Source organism: Paraburkholderia nodosa DSM 21604, assembly GCF_000519185.1.
Lineage (GTDB): Bacteria > Pseudomonadota > Gammaproteobacteria > Burkholderiales > Burkholderiaceae > Paraburkholderia > Paraburkholderia nodosa.
Map to the genome: position 1 here is coordinate 108,438 of NZ_JAFA01000004.1, position 15,666 is coordinate 124,103.

At 66.0% G+C, this 15,666-nt stretch carries 13 protein-coding genes; all 13 read left to right on the forward strand.

From position 1 onward, the window contains the following. The first annotated feature begins 333 nt into the window (after positions 1 to 333). On the forward strand, positions 334 to 1,743 hold the full coding sequence (leuC, locus tag A3CW_RS0106960; RefSeq protein WP_028202914.1) for a 3-isopropylmalate dehydratase large subunit: 1,410 nt from the start codon (positions 334 to 336) through the stop codon (positions 1,741 to 1,743). Positions 1,744 to 1,761: 18 nt separating this feature from the next. Continuing rightward, positions 1,762 to 2,412, forward strand: coding sequence for a 3-isopropylmalate dehydratase small subunit (gene leuD, locus A3CW_RS0106965; protein WP_028202915.1), 651 nt, complete (start codon positions 1,762 to 1,764; stop codon positions 2,410 to 2,412). A gap of 44 nt (positions 2,413 to 2,456) precedes the next feature. Beyond that, complete coding sequence (gene leuB / locus A3CW_RS0106970) at positions 2,457 to 3,524, forward strand: 3-isopropylmalate dehydrogenase (protein ID WP_028202916.1); 1,068 nt, start codon at positions 2,457 to 2,459, stop codon at positions 3,522 to 3,524. A 327-nt stretch (positions 3,525 to 3,851) separates the two neighbouring features. After that, positions 3,852 to 4,973: an aspartate-semialdehyde dehydrogenase gene (asd, locus tag A3CW_RS0106980; protein ID WP_028202917.1), complete on the forward strand. Its 1,122-nt coding sequence runs from the start codon at positions 3,852 to 3,854 to the stop codon at positions 4,971 to 4,973. Positions 4,974 to 5,139: 166 nt separating this feature from the next. Beyond that, positions 5,140 to 7,482 (forward strand): FimV/HubP family polar landmark protein, encoded by a 2,343-nt coding sequence (locus tag A3CW_RS0106985; RefSeq protein WP_063750816.1) that lies wholly within the window; start codon positions 5,140 to 5,142, stop codon positions 7,480 to 7,482. A 16-nt stretch (positions 7,483 to 7,498) separates the two neighbouring features. Beyond that, on the forward strand, positions 7,499 to 8,314 hold the full coding sequence (gene truA, locus A3CW_RS0106990) for a tRNA pseudouridine(38-40) synthase TruA (protein ID WP_028202919.1): 816 nt from the start codon (positions 7,499 to 7,501) through the stop codon (positions 8,312 to 8,314). 90 nt (positions 8,315 to 8,404) lie between these two features. Then, positions 8,405 to 9,085, forward strand: a complete 681-nt coding sequence (locus A3CW_RS0106995; RefSeq protein ID WP_028202920.1) for a phosphoribosylanthranilate isomerase — start codon at positions 8,405 to 8,407, stop codon at positions 9,083 to 9,085. Positions 9,086 to 9,162: 77 nt separating this feature from the next. Further along, positions 9,163 to 10,356 carry a tryptophan synthase subunit beta gene (trpB, locus tag A3CW_RS0107000; RefSeq protein ID WP_028202921.1) on the forward strand — a complete coding sequence of 398 codons (1,194 nt, stop codon included), beginning with the start codon at positions 9,163 to 9,165 and terminating at the stop codon, positions 10,354 to 10,356. Positions 10,357 to 10,377: 21 nt separating this feature from the next. Beyond that, complete coding sequence (locus tag A3CW_RS0107005) at positions 10,378 to 11,280, forward strand: DNA-methyltransferase (protein ID WP_028202922.1); 903 nt, start codon at positions 10,378 to 10,380, stop codon at positions 11,278 to 11,280. Positions 11,281 to 11,333: 53 nt separating this feature from the next. After that, positions 11,334 to 12,143, forward strand: a complete 810-nt coding sequence (gene trpA, locus A3CW_RS0107010; protein WP_028202923.1) for a tryptophan synthase subunit alpha — start codon at positions 11,334 to 11,336, stop codon at positions 12,141 to 12,143. A 156-nt stretch (positions 12,144 to 12,299) separates the two neighbouring features. Then, positions 12,300 to 13,172, forward strand: a complete 873-nt coding sequence (accD, locus tag A3CW_RS0107015) for an acetyl-CoA carboxylase, carboxyltransferase subunit beta (RefSeq protein WP_028202924.1) — start codon at positions 12,300 to 12,302, stop codon at positions 13,170 to 13,172. Positions 13,173 to 13,362: 190 nt separating this feature from the next. After that, positions 13,363 to 14,673 carry a bifunctional tetrahydrofolate synthase/dihydrofolate synthase gene (folC, locus tag A3CW_RS0107020; RefSeq protein WP_028202925.1) on the forward strand — a complete coding sequence of 437 codons (1,311 nt, stop codon included), beginning with the start codon at positions 13,363 to 13,365 and terminating at the stop codon, positions 14,671 to 14,673. A 62-nt stretch (positions 14,674 to 14,735) separates the two neighbouring features. After that, positions 14,736 to 15,659 (forward strand): SPOR domain-containing protein, encoded by a 924-nt coding sequence (locus A3CW_RS0107025; RefSeq protein WP_028202926.1) that lies wholly within the window; start codon positions 14,736 to 14,738, stop codon positions 15,657 to 15,659. The last annotated feature ends 7 nt before the right edge of the window (positions 15,660 to 15,666 follow it).

The following is a 15,666-nucleotide window of genomic DNA, read 5'->3' on the forward strand; positions in this document are numbered from 1 at the left end:
CGGCCCCCCCTGTGTCGCGGAACCCGAAGCCCATGTTGCACCGTTCTCACAGCGGTCACCAACTTGCGCCGGTCGTGGTCGGGCCGGCGCATCTCCTTTTTGCCTTCCGAATCCTTGCAACGCGCGGCCGAGCGGCGCTCGCTACGCCGCGGCACCCATGCGCGACGATCCGCGCGCGCGCCGGGTAACGCTGATACAGGTATCGCGACTACCACCCAACTCCCTGTTTTTTATCGCTTTTTTTTACAGGAAAGGCCCTGTGGCGAGCGGGTTTCGCGTGGCATAATCGATTCACACCGTATTGCCCCGCAGTCAAACATTTCCCCGCACATCATGGCAAAGACGCTCTACGACAAATTGTGGGACACGCATGTGGTCCACACGGAAGACGATGGCACGACGATTCTCTACATCGACCGTCATCTGTTGCACGAAGTCACCAGTCCGCAGGCTTTCGAAGGCCTGAAGCTGCACGAGCGCCCGGTGTGGCGCATCAGCGCGAACCTGGCCGTTTCCGACCATAACGTGCCGACCACGGACCGCAGCCACGGCATTGCCGACCCGGTCTCGAAGCTGCAGGTGGACACGCTCGATTCGAACTGCGATTCTTTCGGCATCACGCAGTTCAAGATGACCGACCAGCGCCAGGGCATCGTGCACATCGTCGGTCCGGAGCAGGGTGCAACGCTGCCTGGTATGACCATCGTTTGCGGCGACTCGCACACGTCCACGCACGGCGCGTTCGGTGCGCTCGCGCACGGCATCGGCACCTCTGAAGTCGAGCACGTGCTGGCCACGCAAACGCTCCTGCAAAAGAAGAGCAAGAACATGCTCGTGAAGGTCGAGGGCCAACTGCCGCGCGGCTGCACCGCGAAGGACATCGTGCTCGCCATCATCGGCAAGATCGGCACCGCGGGCGGCACGGGCTACGCCATGGAGTTCGGCGGCTCGATGATCCGCGGCCTCACGATGGAAGGCCGCATGACCGTGTGCAACATGGCGATCGAAGGCGGCGCGCGCGCCGGCATGGTCGCCGTGGACGACACCACGATCGAATATCTCAAGGGCCGTCCGTTCTCGCCGCAAGGCGCGGAGTGGGAGCAGGCCGTCGAGTACTGGAAAAACTTCCGCACCGACGAAGGCGCGCACTTCGACCGCGTGGTCGAACTGAGCGCGGCCGACATCGTGCCGCAGGTCACGTGGGGCACGTCGCCGGAAATGGTCACGGCAGTCGACAGCCGCGTGCCGGATCCCGAGCGCGAGAAGGACCCGGTCAAGCGCGACGCGATGGAACGCGCGCTGCAGTACATGGCGCTCGAACCGAATACGCCGATCGAGTCGATCAAGCCGGACAAGATTTTCATCGGTTCGTGCACGAACGCGCGCATCGAAGACCTGCGCTCCGCCGCTTACGTCGTGAAGAAGCTCGGCCGCCGCGTGGCGCCGAACATCCGCCTCGCGATGGTCGTGCCGGGCTCGGGTCTCGTGAAGGCGCAAGCCGAGCGCGAAGGCCTCGACAAGGTGTTTACCGAAGCCGGTTTCGAATGGCGCGAGCCGGGCTGCTCGATGTGTCTCGCGATGAACGCTGACCGGCTGGAGCCGGGCGAGCGTTGCGCGTCCACCTCGAACCGCAACTTCGAAGGCCGCCAGGGCGCGGGCGGTCGCACGCACCTCGTGAGCCCGGCCATGGCAGCCGCCGCGGCAATCGAAGGCCATTTCGTCGACATTCGCAAGCTGGGCTGAGCTGAGGCTACACGGATCATGGAAAAATTCATCGTACACACCGGCGTCGTGGCGCCGCTCGATCGCGAGAATGTCGATACCGACGCGATCATTCCCAAGCAGTTCCTCAAGTCGATCAAGCGTACCGGCTTCGGCCCGAATGCCTTCGACGAATGGCGCTACCTCGACCACGGCGAGCCGGGCCAGGACAACTCGAAGCGTCCGCTGAACCCGGACTTCGTGCTGAACCAGCCGCGCTATCAGGGCGCCTCGGTGCTGCTCACGCGCAAGAACTTCGGCTGCGGCAGCTCGCGCGAGCACGCGCCGTGGGCGCTCGACCAGTACGGCTTCCGCGCGATCATCGCGCCGAGCTTCGCGGACATCTTCTATAACAATTGCTTCAAGAACGGCCTGCTGCCGATCGTGCTTTCCGAAGCGGATGTGGATCACCTGTTCAACGAGACGTACGCGTTCAACGGCTTCCAGCTCACGGTCGATCTGGACAAGCAGGTCGTGCGCACGACGGATGGCTCGAAGGAATATCCGTTCGAAGTGGCCGCGTTCCGCCGCTTCTGCCTCCTGAACGGCTTCGACGACATCGGCCTCACGCTGCGTCACGCCGACAAGATCCGCCAGTACGAAGCCGAGCGCCTCGCGCGCCAGCCGTGGCTGAACAACCGCGTGCTCTGATACTTGCACACACGCACACTGAACAAACAGCGAGGAATCACAGGATGAAGATTGCAGTGCTGCCGGGCGACGGCATCGGTCCCGAGATCGTCAAGGAAGCCGTGAAGGTGCTGAACGCACTGGGCGATAAATTCGAGCTGGAAGAGGCGCCTGTTGGCGGCGCGGGCTACGAGGCAAGCGGCCACCCGCTGCCCGAGGCAACGCTCGCGCTGGCCAGATCCGCCGACGCGATCCTGTTCGGCGCCGTGGGCGACTGGAAGTACGACAAGCTCGAGCGCGCGCTGCGTCCCGAGCAGGCCATTCTCGGCCTGCGCAAGCATCTGGAGCTGTTCGCGAACTTCCGCCCGGCGATCTGCTATCCGCAGCTCACGGGGGCGTCGTCGCTGAAGCCGGAAATCGTTTCGGGCCTCGACATCCTGATCGTGCGCGAACTGAACGGCGACATCTACTTCGGCCAGCCGCGCGGCACGCGCGAAGCGCCGGACGGCAACTTCAAGGGCGCGCGCGAAGGCTTCGACACGATGCGCTATGCGGAGCCCGAAGTGCGCCGCATCGCTCACGTGGCGTTCCAGGCCGCGCAAAAGCGCCAGAAGAAGCTCACGTCTGTCGACAAGGCCAACGTGCTCGAAACGTCGCAGTTCTGGAAAGACATCATGATTGATGTCTCGAAGGAATATCCGGAGGTCGAGCTGTCGCACATGTATGTCGACAACGCGGCCATGCAGCTCGTGAAGGCGCCGAAGGCGTTCGACGTGGTGGTGACCGGCAACATGTTCGGCGACATTCTCTCGGACGAAGCCGCGATGCTCACGGGCTCGATCGGCATGCTGCCTTCGGCCTCGCTCGACAAGAACAACAAGGGTCTGTACGAGCCGTCGCACGGTTCGGCGCCGGATATCGCGGGCAAGGGCATCGCCAACCCGCTCGCCACGATCCTCTCGGCGGCCATGATGCTGCGTTACTCGCTGGGCCGCCCGGAGCAGGCGGACCGCATCGAGAGCGCGGTGAAGAAGGTGCTGGAACAAGGCTATCGCACCGCCGACATCGTCACGCCGGACTGCAAGCAGGTTGGCACGGTGGCAATGGGCGATGCGGTGATCGCAGCGCTGTGAGTCGCACGAAGGGCATGCCGTTTCCGGCGTGCCCTTTTTTTGTTTCGCGCGCCTGAAGAACGGGCGTTGCAAATAGCGGAAAGTAGGTTTTTGCCGCGCAAATTAACCGTTTCGTGTATATTGCTTCGATGGCGAAGATCCCCCAGATCACGACTGTTACGAACATCCACGGCATGAAAGCCCGTGCGATTTCGCTCGCCATCACCACGAAAACGACGATTATCAAAACGATCACCATTCGTTGATCGCTCGTCGTGCCCGCTCATCTTCCCCGCGCGGCCACGCCGGGCGAGCGAAGCGGGGAAGTGTCCATCTCAAGGGTTAGTCATGAACGTAGGTCTCGTAGGTTGGCGCGGCATGGTCGGCAGCGTGCTGATGCAGCGCATGCAGGAAGAACGTGATTTCGACCTGATCGAACCGGTGTTTTTCAGCACCAGCAACGCAGGCGGCGCGGCTCCGTCGTTCGCCAAAAACGAGACAAAGCTCAAGGACGCGAACAGCGTCGACGAGCTCAAGAAGTGCGACATCATCATCACTTGCCAGGGCGGCGACTACACCAACGAGGTGTACCCGAAGCTGCGCGCGGCAGGCTGGAACGGCTACTGGATCGACGCGGCCTCTGCGCTGCGCATGAAGGACGACGCCGTCATCATCCTCGACCCGGTCAACCTCGACGTTATTAAAGACGCGCTGGTCAAGGGTCAGAAGGACTTCGTCGGCGGCAACTGCACGGTCAGCCTCATGCTGATGGCGCTCGGCGGCCTGTTCCGCGAGAACCTCGTCGACTGGATGACGGCCATGACGTACCAGGCCGCTTCGGGCGCGGGCGCGCAGAACATGCGCGAACTGCTCTCGCAGATGGGCGCGCTCAATGCATCGGTCGCAAGCGATCTGGCGAATCCGTCGTCGGCGATCCTCGACATCGACCGCAAGGTGCTGGCCACCATGAACAGCGACGCCATGCCGACCGAACACTTCGGCGTGCCGCTCGCGGGCTCGCTGATTCCGTGGATCGACAAGGATCTCGGCAACGGCATGTCGAAGGAAGAGTGGAAGGGCGGCGCGGAAACCAACAAGATTCTCGGCAAGCCGGCCATGGGCCAGCCGGGCTCGATTCCGGTCGACGGCCTGTGCGTGCGGATCGGCGCGATGCGCTGCCACTCGCAGGCGCTCACGATCAAGCTGAAGAAGGATGTGCCGCTCGACGAGATCGACGGCATCCTCGCCTCGGCCAACGACTGGGTCAAGGTCGTGCCGAACCAGCGCGAGGCTTCGATGCGCGATCTGTCGCCGGCCGTGGTCACGGGCACGCTGTCGGTGCCGGTGGGCCGTCTGCGCAAGCTGGCCATGGGCGGCGAATATCTGTCGGCCTTCACGGTGGGCGACCAGCTGCTGTGGGGTGCGGCTGAACCGCTGCGCCGCATGTTGCGCATTCTGCTCGACAAGTGAATGAATTAAACTACGCGGCTAATGACGCGTAGACCGGGTGAAAAGCGCCGCGCCAGTCGCGGCGCTTTTTTTATTGCATGCTTTCTATTGCATGCATCGATGCAATCGCCCCGAAGCACACTCCTATTTGATCGACAGCCGCAAGAGCGGTATGCCAGGGCAACTGATGATCGTTCGATTTGATACTGATTCCGCCGCGCCTCGCGCGAAGCGCGCCCAAGGGCGGCGCGCCATCCGCGCCACCGTGGCGGCGGCGAGTTTCCTGTTCTGCGGCCTCGCCGCTGCGCAGGGCGGCGCGAGTGCGGCGCAAGGCGCTGCCGCCAGTGGTGCCAGTGCCGCGTCTTCCGCCGCGGCGGCGCTGAGCATCGCGGGGCAGTACACCGTTCATCCCGGCCAGTCGTTGCACGACGTGGCCGTCGATGTCACGCAGTCGCACGACAAGGGCACGCTCGCACGCATGAGCCAGGCGCTCTTCGATGCGAACCCCAATGCGTTCATCAAGCAGGATCCCAGCCGCATGCGCGTGGGTGCGGCACTGAACGTGCCGGCCACGCCGGATCTTTCCAGTGCGGCGGAGGGCATGACGGCGGCATCGGGCGGGGCGGCTTCGGCTTCGGCGGGTGCTTCGGCTGCCGCCAGCGCGCCCGCCACGGCGACGGCTGCGCCTGCCAGCACACCGGCCGCTGCTTCGAGCGCTGCTGCCGAGGCTGTGGCAGCTGCATCGTCGGCGGCTGCCGCCGCAACGGGCGGCGCGAGTTCGGCCGGTGCTGCCGCGACGGCAGCGGCAACGGCTTCGGCAGCCGCAGCGAGCGGCCCCGAAGCGGCCGCGCAAGGCGCGTCGGGCGCCGCTGCGGTGGGCGCCAGCGCCGCCGTTGCGGCGTCAGCGGCCAGCGACTCGCACGTGTGGAGCGGTTCGATCCAGGCCCCGGCCAGCGGCGCGGCAGGCGCGTCGGCCCAGGGCGCGAAGGGCGCGCCCGTGACGGTCTCGAGCCTGCAGCAGCTCCTCGCGTTGAAGAACCGCGTATTGATGGCGCTGCAGCAGCACGGCATCGGCAAACCGGCGCAGACGGCGGGCGGCGCGTCCGCCGGTGCGCCTGCTGCACAAGGCGGTGCGCCGGTGCAGAACGGCGCGGCGAACGCCGGCCCGGCTGGCGGTCAACCGGAAGTCTCGCCGATCGCCATGGGGGCCGTGGCGGCGATCGTCGTGGCGCTGCTGGCGTTGTTCGTGCGTCTGCTCATGCGCAAGCGCAAGAAACCCGCTGAGCAGGCGACTGAGGTCTCGCCCGAAGCGCACGAGCCGACGCCGTCTGCATCGGCTGCTGCCGCCGTTGCCGCCGCGCCTGTGGCCGAGGAGCCGCCGGTGTTGCACGAGCCGATTTCGCGCGCCGGGGATGAACCGGCCGTGAACGAAGCCGCGCCCGTGGAGGAAGCGGAGTTTGTGCCGCCGGTTGCGCCGGCAGAACCCGCAGCGGACGAAGTCGCGATCACGCCGGTGCCCACGCCAGCCGTCACTGCGGCGCCGCTCGAACACGACGAAGCGCTGCCGCCGATGCTGACCGAGACGCTGCACCCAGCCACCCCGCAAGCGCCTTCGGCTGCGCAGGAAGCTCACGCAGCACACGAACTGCCGCACGGCGTGGAACCGGGCGAGCCGCAGACGCTTGCCGACGCGACCGACGCCGCCAGCCTCGCCGCCGCGGTGGAGCTGGGCGCGGATGCGCTGCCGCCCGAAAGTCTCGGCGCGCCGCGCGCGGCCGAAGACGCCGAAGCGCTCGCGCGCACGCTGGAAGAACCGTCGCGCGCCGAAAAGCCTGCGACGCCCGATATCGCGCTCGACTTTGGCAACGGCGCACCGCAAGCCGCACAACCGCAGCAAGCCGCGCAAGCGCCGCAGGCCGAACCGGCCGCCGTGCAAACGCCGCCCATCACCGAAGCCTTCGAGCGCCCGCCGGCGCCGCTTACCGCACCTGAAATTCCGTCTGTGCCCGCAGTCACCGCAGAAGACATGAGCTACGCCGAAGTCCCGATCGCGTTCCCGCACGATGCAATAGAAGCGCTGGGCGGCCTCGACCTGCCCCTGCCGCCGCGCATCGGGGAGCCGGTCATGCCCACGGCGCCGCTGTCGACCGAGCCGGCCGCCACGCCCGAGGCCTCGGCGCGTCTTGCGTCGCCGTTCTTCGAGCCGCCTGCGCCGCTGGCGGGCCAGGCCATCGAGGCGGGTACGGCGGGCGCAGGTGCGCTCGCGGGCCTCGGCGCGCCGCGCTTTGGCGCGCTCACGCTCGACTTCGACCTGAACCTGCCGCCCGATTCGGCCGAGCCGCTGCCGGTCTTCACGCCCGAGCAGCTCGCACGCATCGCGCGCAACAAGCTCGACCTCGCGCATGAATACATCGCGCTTGGCGACGTGTCCGGCGCCCGCTCGCTCATCAACGAAGTGATCGAGTCGAACGACCCCGCCACGCGCAGCGACGCGCAGGCGCTGTTGTCGACGCTCGCTCCGCTTTCGTGACGCTGCTGCAAGCCGTATGCGTATCGCGCTAGGAATCCAGTACGACGGCGCCGCGTTCTGCGGCTGGCAGTCGCAGCCGCACGGCAAGACCGTGCAGGACGCGCTCGAGCGCGCACTGCGCGAGTTCGCCACCGTGCCGCTGTCCACCATCGTAGCGGGCCGCACCGACACGGGCGTGCACGGCCTCGGCCAGGTGGTGCACTTCGACACCGACCTCGACCGCACGCCGTTCTCGTGGGTGCGCGGCACCAACGCGTTCCTGCCCTCCACCGTGGCCGTGCAGTGGGCCAAGCCGATGCCCGAGGCGTTCCACGCGCGCTTCGCGGCGTTCGAGCGCACCTACTACTACGTGCTCTACGTGAACCCCGTGCGCTCGCCGATGCTGGCGGCCCGCACGGGCTGGATCCACACGCCGCTCGACGTCGATGCCATGCGCGAGGCGGCCGCGCACCTCATCGGCGAGCACGATTTTTCGTCGTTTCGCTCGTCGGAGTGCCAGGCGAAGACGCCGGTCAAGCATCTGTACCAGATCGACATCAGGCCGCAGGGCGACTTCATCCACTTCCGCTTTCGCGCCAACGCGTTCCTGCACCACATGGTGCGCAACCTCATGGGTTGCCTCGTGGCCGTGGGGCGAGGGCGCTATCCGGCCGCGTGGATGGCCGAGGTGCTGGCGGGCCGCGACCGCACCGTGGCCGCGCCGACCTTCATGCCCGACGGCCTCTATCTCGCCCAGGTAGGCTATCCTGATGAGTTCGCGGTACCTGCGCCGCATACCGCCAGCGTGCCGTGGAGCACGATCTGGAGCGACGCGCCCGAAGGCCGTGCCTGACGCGGCCCGGCGTATTGAGCACCGCGAGCAATCACGTCGCAGTTGAAGCATCGGGATTGAATCATCGAGACCAACACCGCAGCCAGAACCATGACGTCAGCCGAGCAACTCGCCCCCGCGCACCGCACCCGCATCAAGCTGTGCGGACTTTCGACGCCCGAGGCGGTTGCGTACGCCATCGACCTCGGCGCCGACGCCGTCGGATTCGTGTTCTATCCGCCCAGCCCGCGTTCGGTGAGCGTGGCGCAGGCGGTCGAGCTTACGCACGACCTGCCGCCGTTCGTTTCGGTCGTGGGCCTGTTCGTGAACGCCACGCCGCAATGGATGAGCGAAGTGGCGAGCAATGTCTCGCTCACCATGCTGCAGTTTCACGGCGACGAAACGCCCGAGCAGTGCGAGTCGCTGGCCTCCGTTGCCGGTTTGCCCTGGTTGCGCGCGCTGCGGGTGGCGGCCGATACTCAGCAGGCCGATTTGATAGAATCGGCTAATCGTTATTCATCAGCCAGCGGCCTCTTGTTCGACACCCATGTCGAAGGTTACGGCGGCGGCGGAAAGGTCTTCGATTGGTCACTTATTCCCGCAGGGCTCGCGCGTCGGGCCGTTTTGAGTGGTGGCTTGAACGCGCAAAACGTCAGTGATGCGATTCGCCAGGTGCGTCCGTTCGCTGTCGATGTCTCCAGTGGCATCGAGGTTCCGGGCGCAAAGGGCGTGAAGGATCACGCCCGCATGGCGGCGTTCGTGCGCGCAGTGCGCGAAGCGGACGCGGGATAAATCCGGGGCGGATGCCCCTTTGGCCGGCACGGCCCGCGCAACGCGGGTCCTCCCAAGCCCGGCCGAGCGAGTGACTTATGTACAATTTGCCAGATGAACGCGGCCATTTTGGCCCTTATGGCGGCGTATTCGCTGCCGAAACCCTCATGCAGGCGATCGACGAACTGCGCGAGGCCTACGCGAAATTCAAGGACGATCCCGACTTCCGCGCCGAATATGAGCGCGAGTTGAAGCATTTTGTCGGCCGTCCGTCGCCGATTTATCACGCACAGCGGTGGAGCGAGCTGCTGGGCGGCGCGCAGATCTATCTCAAGCGCGAAGACCTGAATCACACCGGCGCGCACAAGGTGAACAACGTGATCGGCCAGGCGCTGCTCGCCAAGCGCATGGGCAAGCCGCGCGTGATCGCCGAAACCGGTGCGGGTCAGCACGGCGTGGCCACCGCGACGATCGCGGCGCGTTTCGGCATGGAGTGCGTGGTCTACATGGGCGCTGAGGACGTGCGCCGCCAGGCCGCCAACGTCTACCGCATGAAGCTGCTGGGCGCGACCGTGGTGCCGGTCGAGTCGGGCTCGCGTACGCTCAAGGACGCGCTCAATGAAGCCATGCGCGACTGGGTCACCAATGTCGAAAACACCTTCTACATCATCGGCACCGTGGCGGGCCCGCACCCGTACCCGATGATGGTGCGCGACTTCCAGCGCGTGATCGGCGACGAATGCCGCGTGCAGATGCCCGAAATGACGGGCCGCCAGCCCGACTCCGTGATCGCCTGCGTAGGTGGCGGTTCGAACGCGATGGGTATCTTTTACCCGTATATCGAGGACACTTCCGTGCAGTTGATCGGGGTCGAGCCTGCCGGCGACGGCATGGACACGGGCCGTCACGCCGCCTCGCTCGCGGCGGGCACCGTGGGCGTGCTGCACGGCAATCGCACGTACCTGCTGCAGGACGAGAACGGGCAGATCATCGAGACGCATTCGATTTCGGCGGGCCTCGACTATCCGGGTGTCGGTCCCGAGCACGCGTGGCTCAAGGACATCGGCCGCGCGCAGTACGTCACCATCGACGACGAGGAAGCGCTCAAGGGCTTCCACGACTGCTGCCGCATCGAAGGCATCATTCCCGCGCTCGAATCGAGCCACGCGCTCGCGTACGCGGCGAAGCTCGCACCCACGTTGCCGAAGGAGAAAATCCTGCTGGTGAACCTGTCGGGCCGCGGCGACAAGGACATGCACACGGTCGCTGAGCGATCGGGCATCCAGTTCTGAGCGCCCGGAGCGACACAAGCGATGCGTGACGAGTTCGACGAGCCGCAGATGCCGGCGCCGGTGGGCGAGGTGAACGCCGAAGCGGCTGCTCTGGAGGCCGCCGAGGCGGTCGCCAATGCAGCCGCCGAGTTACCCACACTCGCCACGGTGCCGGAAACCATCCGGCTCCTGAACCGCGATTTTCTGACCGATGCAGCCAACTTGCCCGATGCCTCGATCGACCTGATCGTCGCCGACCCGCCCTACGGGCTCGGCAAGGACTACGGCAATGACTCCGACATGCGCTCGGGCGAGGACTTCCTCGCCTGGACGTATGCATGGCTCGACCTGGCGATTCCGAAGCTCAAGCCCACGGGCTCGCTCTACGTGTTCTGCACGTGGCAGTACGCGCCCGAGATCTTCGTCTATCTCAAGTCGAAACTCACGATGATCAACGAGATCGTCTGGGATCGTCGCGTACCCAGCATGGGTGGCACGACGCGCCGCTTTACCTCGGTGCACGACAACATCGGTTTCTTCGCGGTGTCGAAGGACTATTACTTCGATCTCGATCCCGTCCGCATCCCGTACGATGCCGTCACGAAGAAGGCGCGTTCGCGCAAGTTGTTCGAAGGCAGCAAGTGGCTGGAGCTCGGCTACAACCCCAAGGACGTCTGGTCCGTCTCGCGGCTGCATCGCCAGCACGCGGAGCGCGTGGATCATCCCACCCAGAAGCCCCTGGAAATCGTCGAGCGCATGGTGCTCGCGAGCTGCCCGCCGGGCGGCCGCGTGCTGGACCCGTTCATGGGCAGCGGCACCACAGCAGTGGCTTGCGCACGTCAGCAGCGCGAATTCGTCGGCTATGAAATCAACGAAAGTTACTGCGCGATCGCGCGCGAACGCGTCAGCGCGGCCGCCGCAAGCGCCGTTGCGGCCGGCGCTTGATGCGCCGCCGCCGGACCCACGCGCAGTAACGCCTAAAAGCTGAGGACCCTGAAATGTCCCGTATCAAGACCACGTTCGAGGCGCTCGCCGCCCAGGGCCGCAAAGGCCTGATCCCGTTCATGACGGCCGGCGACCCCGATCCCGCGCGCACCGTCGAGTTCATGCACGCGCTGGCCGCCGGCGGCGCCGATGTCATCGAACTGGGCGTGCCGTTTTCCGACCCGATGGCCGACGGCCCCGTGATCCAGCAGTCGTCCGAGCGCGCGCTCGAGAAGGGCGTGACGCTCAAGAGCGTGCTCGCCGACGTGAAGCGCTTTCGCGAAACCGACAGCAAGACGCCCGTCGTGCTGATGGGCTACGCGAACCCCATCGAGCGCATGGGCGCCGATGCGTTCGCGCAGGCCGCGAAGGAAGCGGGCGTGGACGGCGTGCTCGTGGTGGACTATCCGCCCGAGGAGTCGGTCGAGTTCGCGGCGAAGATGAAGGCCGCCGACATCGATCCGATCTTCCTGCTCGCCCCGACTTCGACCGATGAGCGCATCGCCGAAGTGGGGCGTGCCGCAAGCGGCTATGTTTACTACGTCTCGCTCAAGGGCGTGACGGGCGCTGCGAATCTGGACGTTTCGAGCATCGCGGGTAAAATCCCGGCGATCAAGAAGCATGTCTCGCTGCCCGTGGGTGTGGGCTTCGGCATTCGCGACGCGCAAACGGCCGCTGCCGTCGCGCAGGTGTCGGACGCCGTCGTGATCGGCAGCCGCATCGTTCAGCTGCTCGAACAGGCTGCGCCGGAGACGGCCGCCGACACGCTCACGCAGTTCATCACGGGCATTCGCGCGGCGCTGGACGAAGTCTCCGCCGGGTAGTGCTGCAGGCTAGCCTGGTTGGCTAGATTCGAGACTGCTGTAAAATCCACTTTTCGCCATGCGCGGTCGGGGTCGGAACCCGGTCGGTTTTACCGATCGGTTGACTGGGTCGATCCGCCGCGCCCGCGCATCACGAAGGTCAAGGAAGGAACATCAATGAGCTGGCTCGATAAACTGCTGCCGCCCAAGATCAAGCAAACCGATCCGAAAAGCCGCAAGAGCATTCCGGAAGGGTTGTGGATCAAGTGCCCGTCGTGCGAAGCGGTTCTGTACCGCAACGATGTCGAGGCAAATCTCCACGTTTGCCCGAAGTGCGATCACCACATGCGCATCAACGCGCGCGAGCGTCTTGACGGCCTGCTCGATCCGGAAGGCCGCTACGAGATCGGCCAGGAGATCGTTCCGGTCGACGCGCTCAAGTTCAAGGACAGCCGCAAGTACCCGGACCGCCTGAAAGAGGCGATGGACGAAACCGGCGAAACCGACGCGATGGTGGTGATGGGCGGCGCGATCCGCACGCTGCCCGTGGTGGTGGCCTGTTTCGAGTTCTCGTTCATGGGCGGCTCGATGGGCTCGGTGGTGGGCGAGCGCTTCGCCCGCGGCGCGCAAAACGCGCTCGAGCAGCAAGTGCCGTTCATCTGCTTCACGGCTTCGGGCGGCGCGCGCATGCAGGAAAGCCTGCTGTCGCTCATGCAGATGGCCAAGACCACGGCCATGCTGACCCGGCTGGCCGAAGCCAAACTGCCGTTCATCTCCGTGCTGACCGACCCGACGATGGGCGGCGTTTCGGCGAGCTTCGCGTTCCTTGGCGACGTGGTGATCGCCGAGCCGAAGGCGCTGATCGGCTTTGCCGGCCCGCGCGTGATCGAGCAGACCGTGCGCGAAAAGCTGCCGGAAGGCTTCCAGCGCGCCGAATTCCTGCTGCAGAAGGGCGCGATCGACATGATCCTGGACCGCCGCAAGCTGCGCGACGAAATCGCGCAAATGCTGGCGCTGCTGCAGCGTCAGCCCGCCGACGCGGTGGCTTGAACCCTGCTTTGAGCGATCTGCGGCGCAGCCCGTGCCGCAAGCCGCAACGCTTTACCCAACGCGCCGCGAGCGAAAGCAAGCGGCGCGTTGTCATTTCCGCGATAATGCCGTTCTTTCGAAGCGGAACATTCGTGTGAACCCTCCGCCGTTGGCGGCGTCTCACGCGCAGCACCTGGCAATTTCTATCCTGATGAGTACCTTTCCCACCCTCGACGCGTGGCTCACGCACCTCGAAACTGCGCATCCGGTCGGCATCGACATGGGGCTGGACCGCATCCGTCAGGTGAAGGACGCGCTGGACCTTAAGTTCGACTGCCCGATCATCACCGTGGGCGGCACGAACGGGAAGGGCTCGACCTGCGCGATTCTCGAAACGATCCTGCTCAAGGCGGGCTTTCACGTGGGCTGCCACACCTCGCCGCATCTGCTCGAGTTCAACGAGCGCGCGCGCGTGGACGGCCAGCAGGCCAGCGACGCCGAGCTGCTGCCGCACTTCGAGGCCGTGGAAGCCGCGCGCAATTCGCTCGCCAAGCCCGTGACGCTCACGTACTTCGAGTTCACGACGCTCGCGATCATGCATCTGTTCGCTTCGCGCGGGCTCGACGCCGTGATCTTCGAGGTGGGTCTGGGCGGGCGTCTGGACGCTGTCAACGTGCTCGACACCGACTGCGCGATCATCACGAGCATCGACCTCGATCACACGGAATACCTCGGCGACACGCGCGAGAAGATCGCGTTCGAGAAGGCCGGCATCTTCCGTGCGGGCAAGCCCGCGATCTGCGCCGACCCGATGGCGCCGCAGTCGCTCATCGACCATGCTGAGGCGATCGGCGCCGAACTGTGGCTCTTCGGCCGCGATTTCCGCTACGAAGGCCAGCCGGGCAGCGAGCGCCAGCAATGGAGCTACGTGGGCCCGACGATGCGGCGCTCGGCGCTCGCCTATCCGGCATTGCGCGGCGCGAACCAGCTGATCAACACCTCGGCTGCGCTCGCGGGCCTCGAGTCGCTGCGCGACCGCCTGCCGGTTTCCGCGCAGGACATTCGCCTCGGCCTCGCCAACGTCGAACTGCCGGGGCGCTTCCAGGTGCTGCCGGGCAAGCCTTCGATCATCCTCGACGTCGGCCACAACCCGCACGCGGCAGCCGTGCTCGCGCAAAACCTCGGCAGCATGGGCTATTTCCCGTACTCCTACGCGGTGTTCGGCGCGATGCGCGACAAGGACATCGCGGGCGTGATCGAGCACCTGAAGGGCGAGATCGACCACTGGTGCGTGACCGATCTGCCGCTGCCACGCGCGGCCACGGCCGAGCAGCTCGAAGAAGTGCTGCGCGATGCGGGCGTGACGGACGGCGCCGATAGCAGCGTCACGCGCTACGAAAATCCCGCCGCCGCCTTCCAAGATGCGTTAAAACGTGCAACCGAAAATGATAGAATTATTGTTTTCGGAAGTTTTCTGACGGTTGCCGGGGTCATGGCCTGGCGAAAGTCGCAGCAACACTGACCGCCCGGCACCCGCACGCCGCCCACGTAAGACAGGCCAGGTAGGCCAACAGCAAGCCATACATGGGAATTTTCTCGTTCGGCAAGAAAAATGACGCTGACGCGCCCCGACGGCGCGGCACTGAGTCCGGCTCCAGCCGGCGCAGCAATCAGAGCACGCGTGTGGAGCGGCGCAGCCGCCGGCCGGACCGGTCGGGCGACGCCGAGGCGATGCTGCTCGACCCCACGCTCCCTGAAAAGCAACGCGCGCGCCGCCGTCTCGTCGGCGCGATCGCGCTGGTGCTCGCGGCCATCGTGATCTTGCCGATGGTGCTCGATTCGCACCCGAAGCCCGTTACCGACGACATCGCCATCGACATTCCGAGCCGCCCGGCCGACAAGGCCGCCGCGCGCCAGCACGAGGCCGAAGACACGCAAGCCGGCGTCGCTCCCGACAATCCCGCAGCCGCTGAAGCGACGCCTGGCGCGTCGGCCCTCGCGGCCGCTTCGGGCGCTGCGCCCACGCAGAACGCCCAAAGCACGGACAAGACGCCGGCAACGCCTGCCAAAAAGCCCGCCCAGGCGGCAGCCGCTGCGGCCCAATCGACGCAAACCGCCCAGACGCAAAAGCCCGCTGCCAGGCCGGCGGCGGCGGCCAGCACGACCGTCGCCGCGAACAGCAAGCAGACAACGACCGCCGCAAACGACAACGACACCAGCGACGGAAACGGCGCGAAAGCCGAATCCGGCACACCGGCGGCGCCCCCGGGCGCACGTTTCGCGGTGCAGCTCGGCGCGTTCTCGAACGGCACGACAGCGAACAATTGGGTAACCAAGTTGAAAGCAGCGGGGGTGCCCGCATATACCGAACAGCGAAAGGAAGCCGACGGCACGACGCGCACGCTGCTGCGCGCGGGCCCGTTCCCGGACCGCGCCTCGGCCACGGCGGCGATCGCCAGGGTGCGCGGCGCCGGCCTGATGGCGGGCTCGAACGCCAACGCGGAATAAGCCGTCG

Excerpts from the sequence above, each read along its gene's own strand:
- leuC (WP_028202914.1), top strand. The coding sequence starts at position 334 with ATGGCAAAGACGCTCTACGACAAATTGTGGGACACGCATGTGGTCCAC.
- leuD (WP_028202915.1), top strand. The coding sequence starts at position 1,762 with ATGGAAAAATTCATCGTACACACCGGCGTCGTGGCGCCGCTCGATCGC.
- leuB (WP_028202916.1), top strand. The coding sequence starts at position 2,457 with ATGAAGATTGCAGTGCTGCCGGGCGACGGCATCGGTCCCGAGATCGTC.
- asd (WP_028202917.1), top strand. The coding sequence starts at position 3,852 with ATGAACGTAGGTCTCGTAGGTTGGCGCGGCATGGTCGGCAGCGTGCTG.
- A3CW_RS0106985 (WP_063750816.1), top strand. The coding sequence starts at position 5,140 with ATGATCGTTCGATTTGATACTGATTCCGCCGCGCCTCGCGCGAAGCGC.
- truA (WP_028202919.1), top strand. The coding sequence starts at position 7,499 with ATGCGTATCGCGCTAGGAATCCAGTACGACGGCGCCGCGTTCTGCGGC.
- A3CW_RS0106995 (WP_028202920.1), top strand. The coding sequence starts at position 8,405 with ATGACGTCAGCCGAGCAACTCGCCCCCGCGCACCGCACCCGCATCAAG.
- trpB (WP_028202921.1), top strand. The coding sequence starts at position 9,163 with ATGTACAATTTGCCAGATGAACGCGGCCATTTTGGCCCTTATGGCGGC.
- A3CW_RS0107005 (WP_028202922.1), top strand. The coding sequence starts at position 10,378 with ATGCGTGACGAGTTCGACGAGCCGCAGATGCCGGCGCCGGTGGGCGAG.
- trpA (WP_028202923.1), top strand. The coding sequence starts at position 11,334 with ATGTCCCGTATCAAGACCACGTTCGAGGCGCTCGCCGCCCAGGGCCGC.
- accD (WP_028202924.1), top strand. The coding sequence starts at position 12,300 with ATGAGCTGGCTCGATAAACTGCTGCCGCCCAAGATCAAGCAAACCGAT.
- folC (WP_028202925.1), top strand. The coding sequence starts at position 13,363 with ATGAGTACCTTTCCCACCCTCGACGCGTGGCTCACGCACCTCGAAACT.
- A3CW_RS0107025 (WP_028202926.1), top strand. The coding sequence starts at position 14,736 with ATGGGAATTTTCTCGTTCGGCAAGAAAAATGACGCTGACGCGCCCCGA.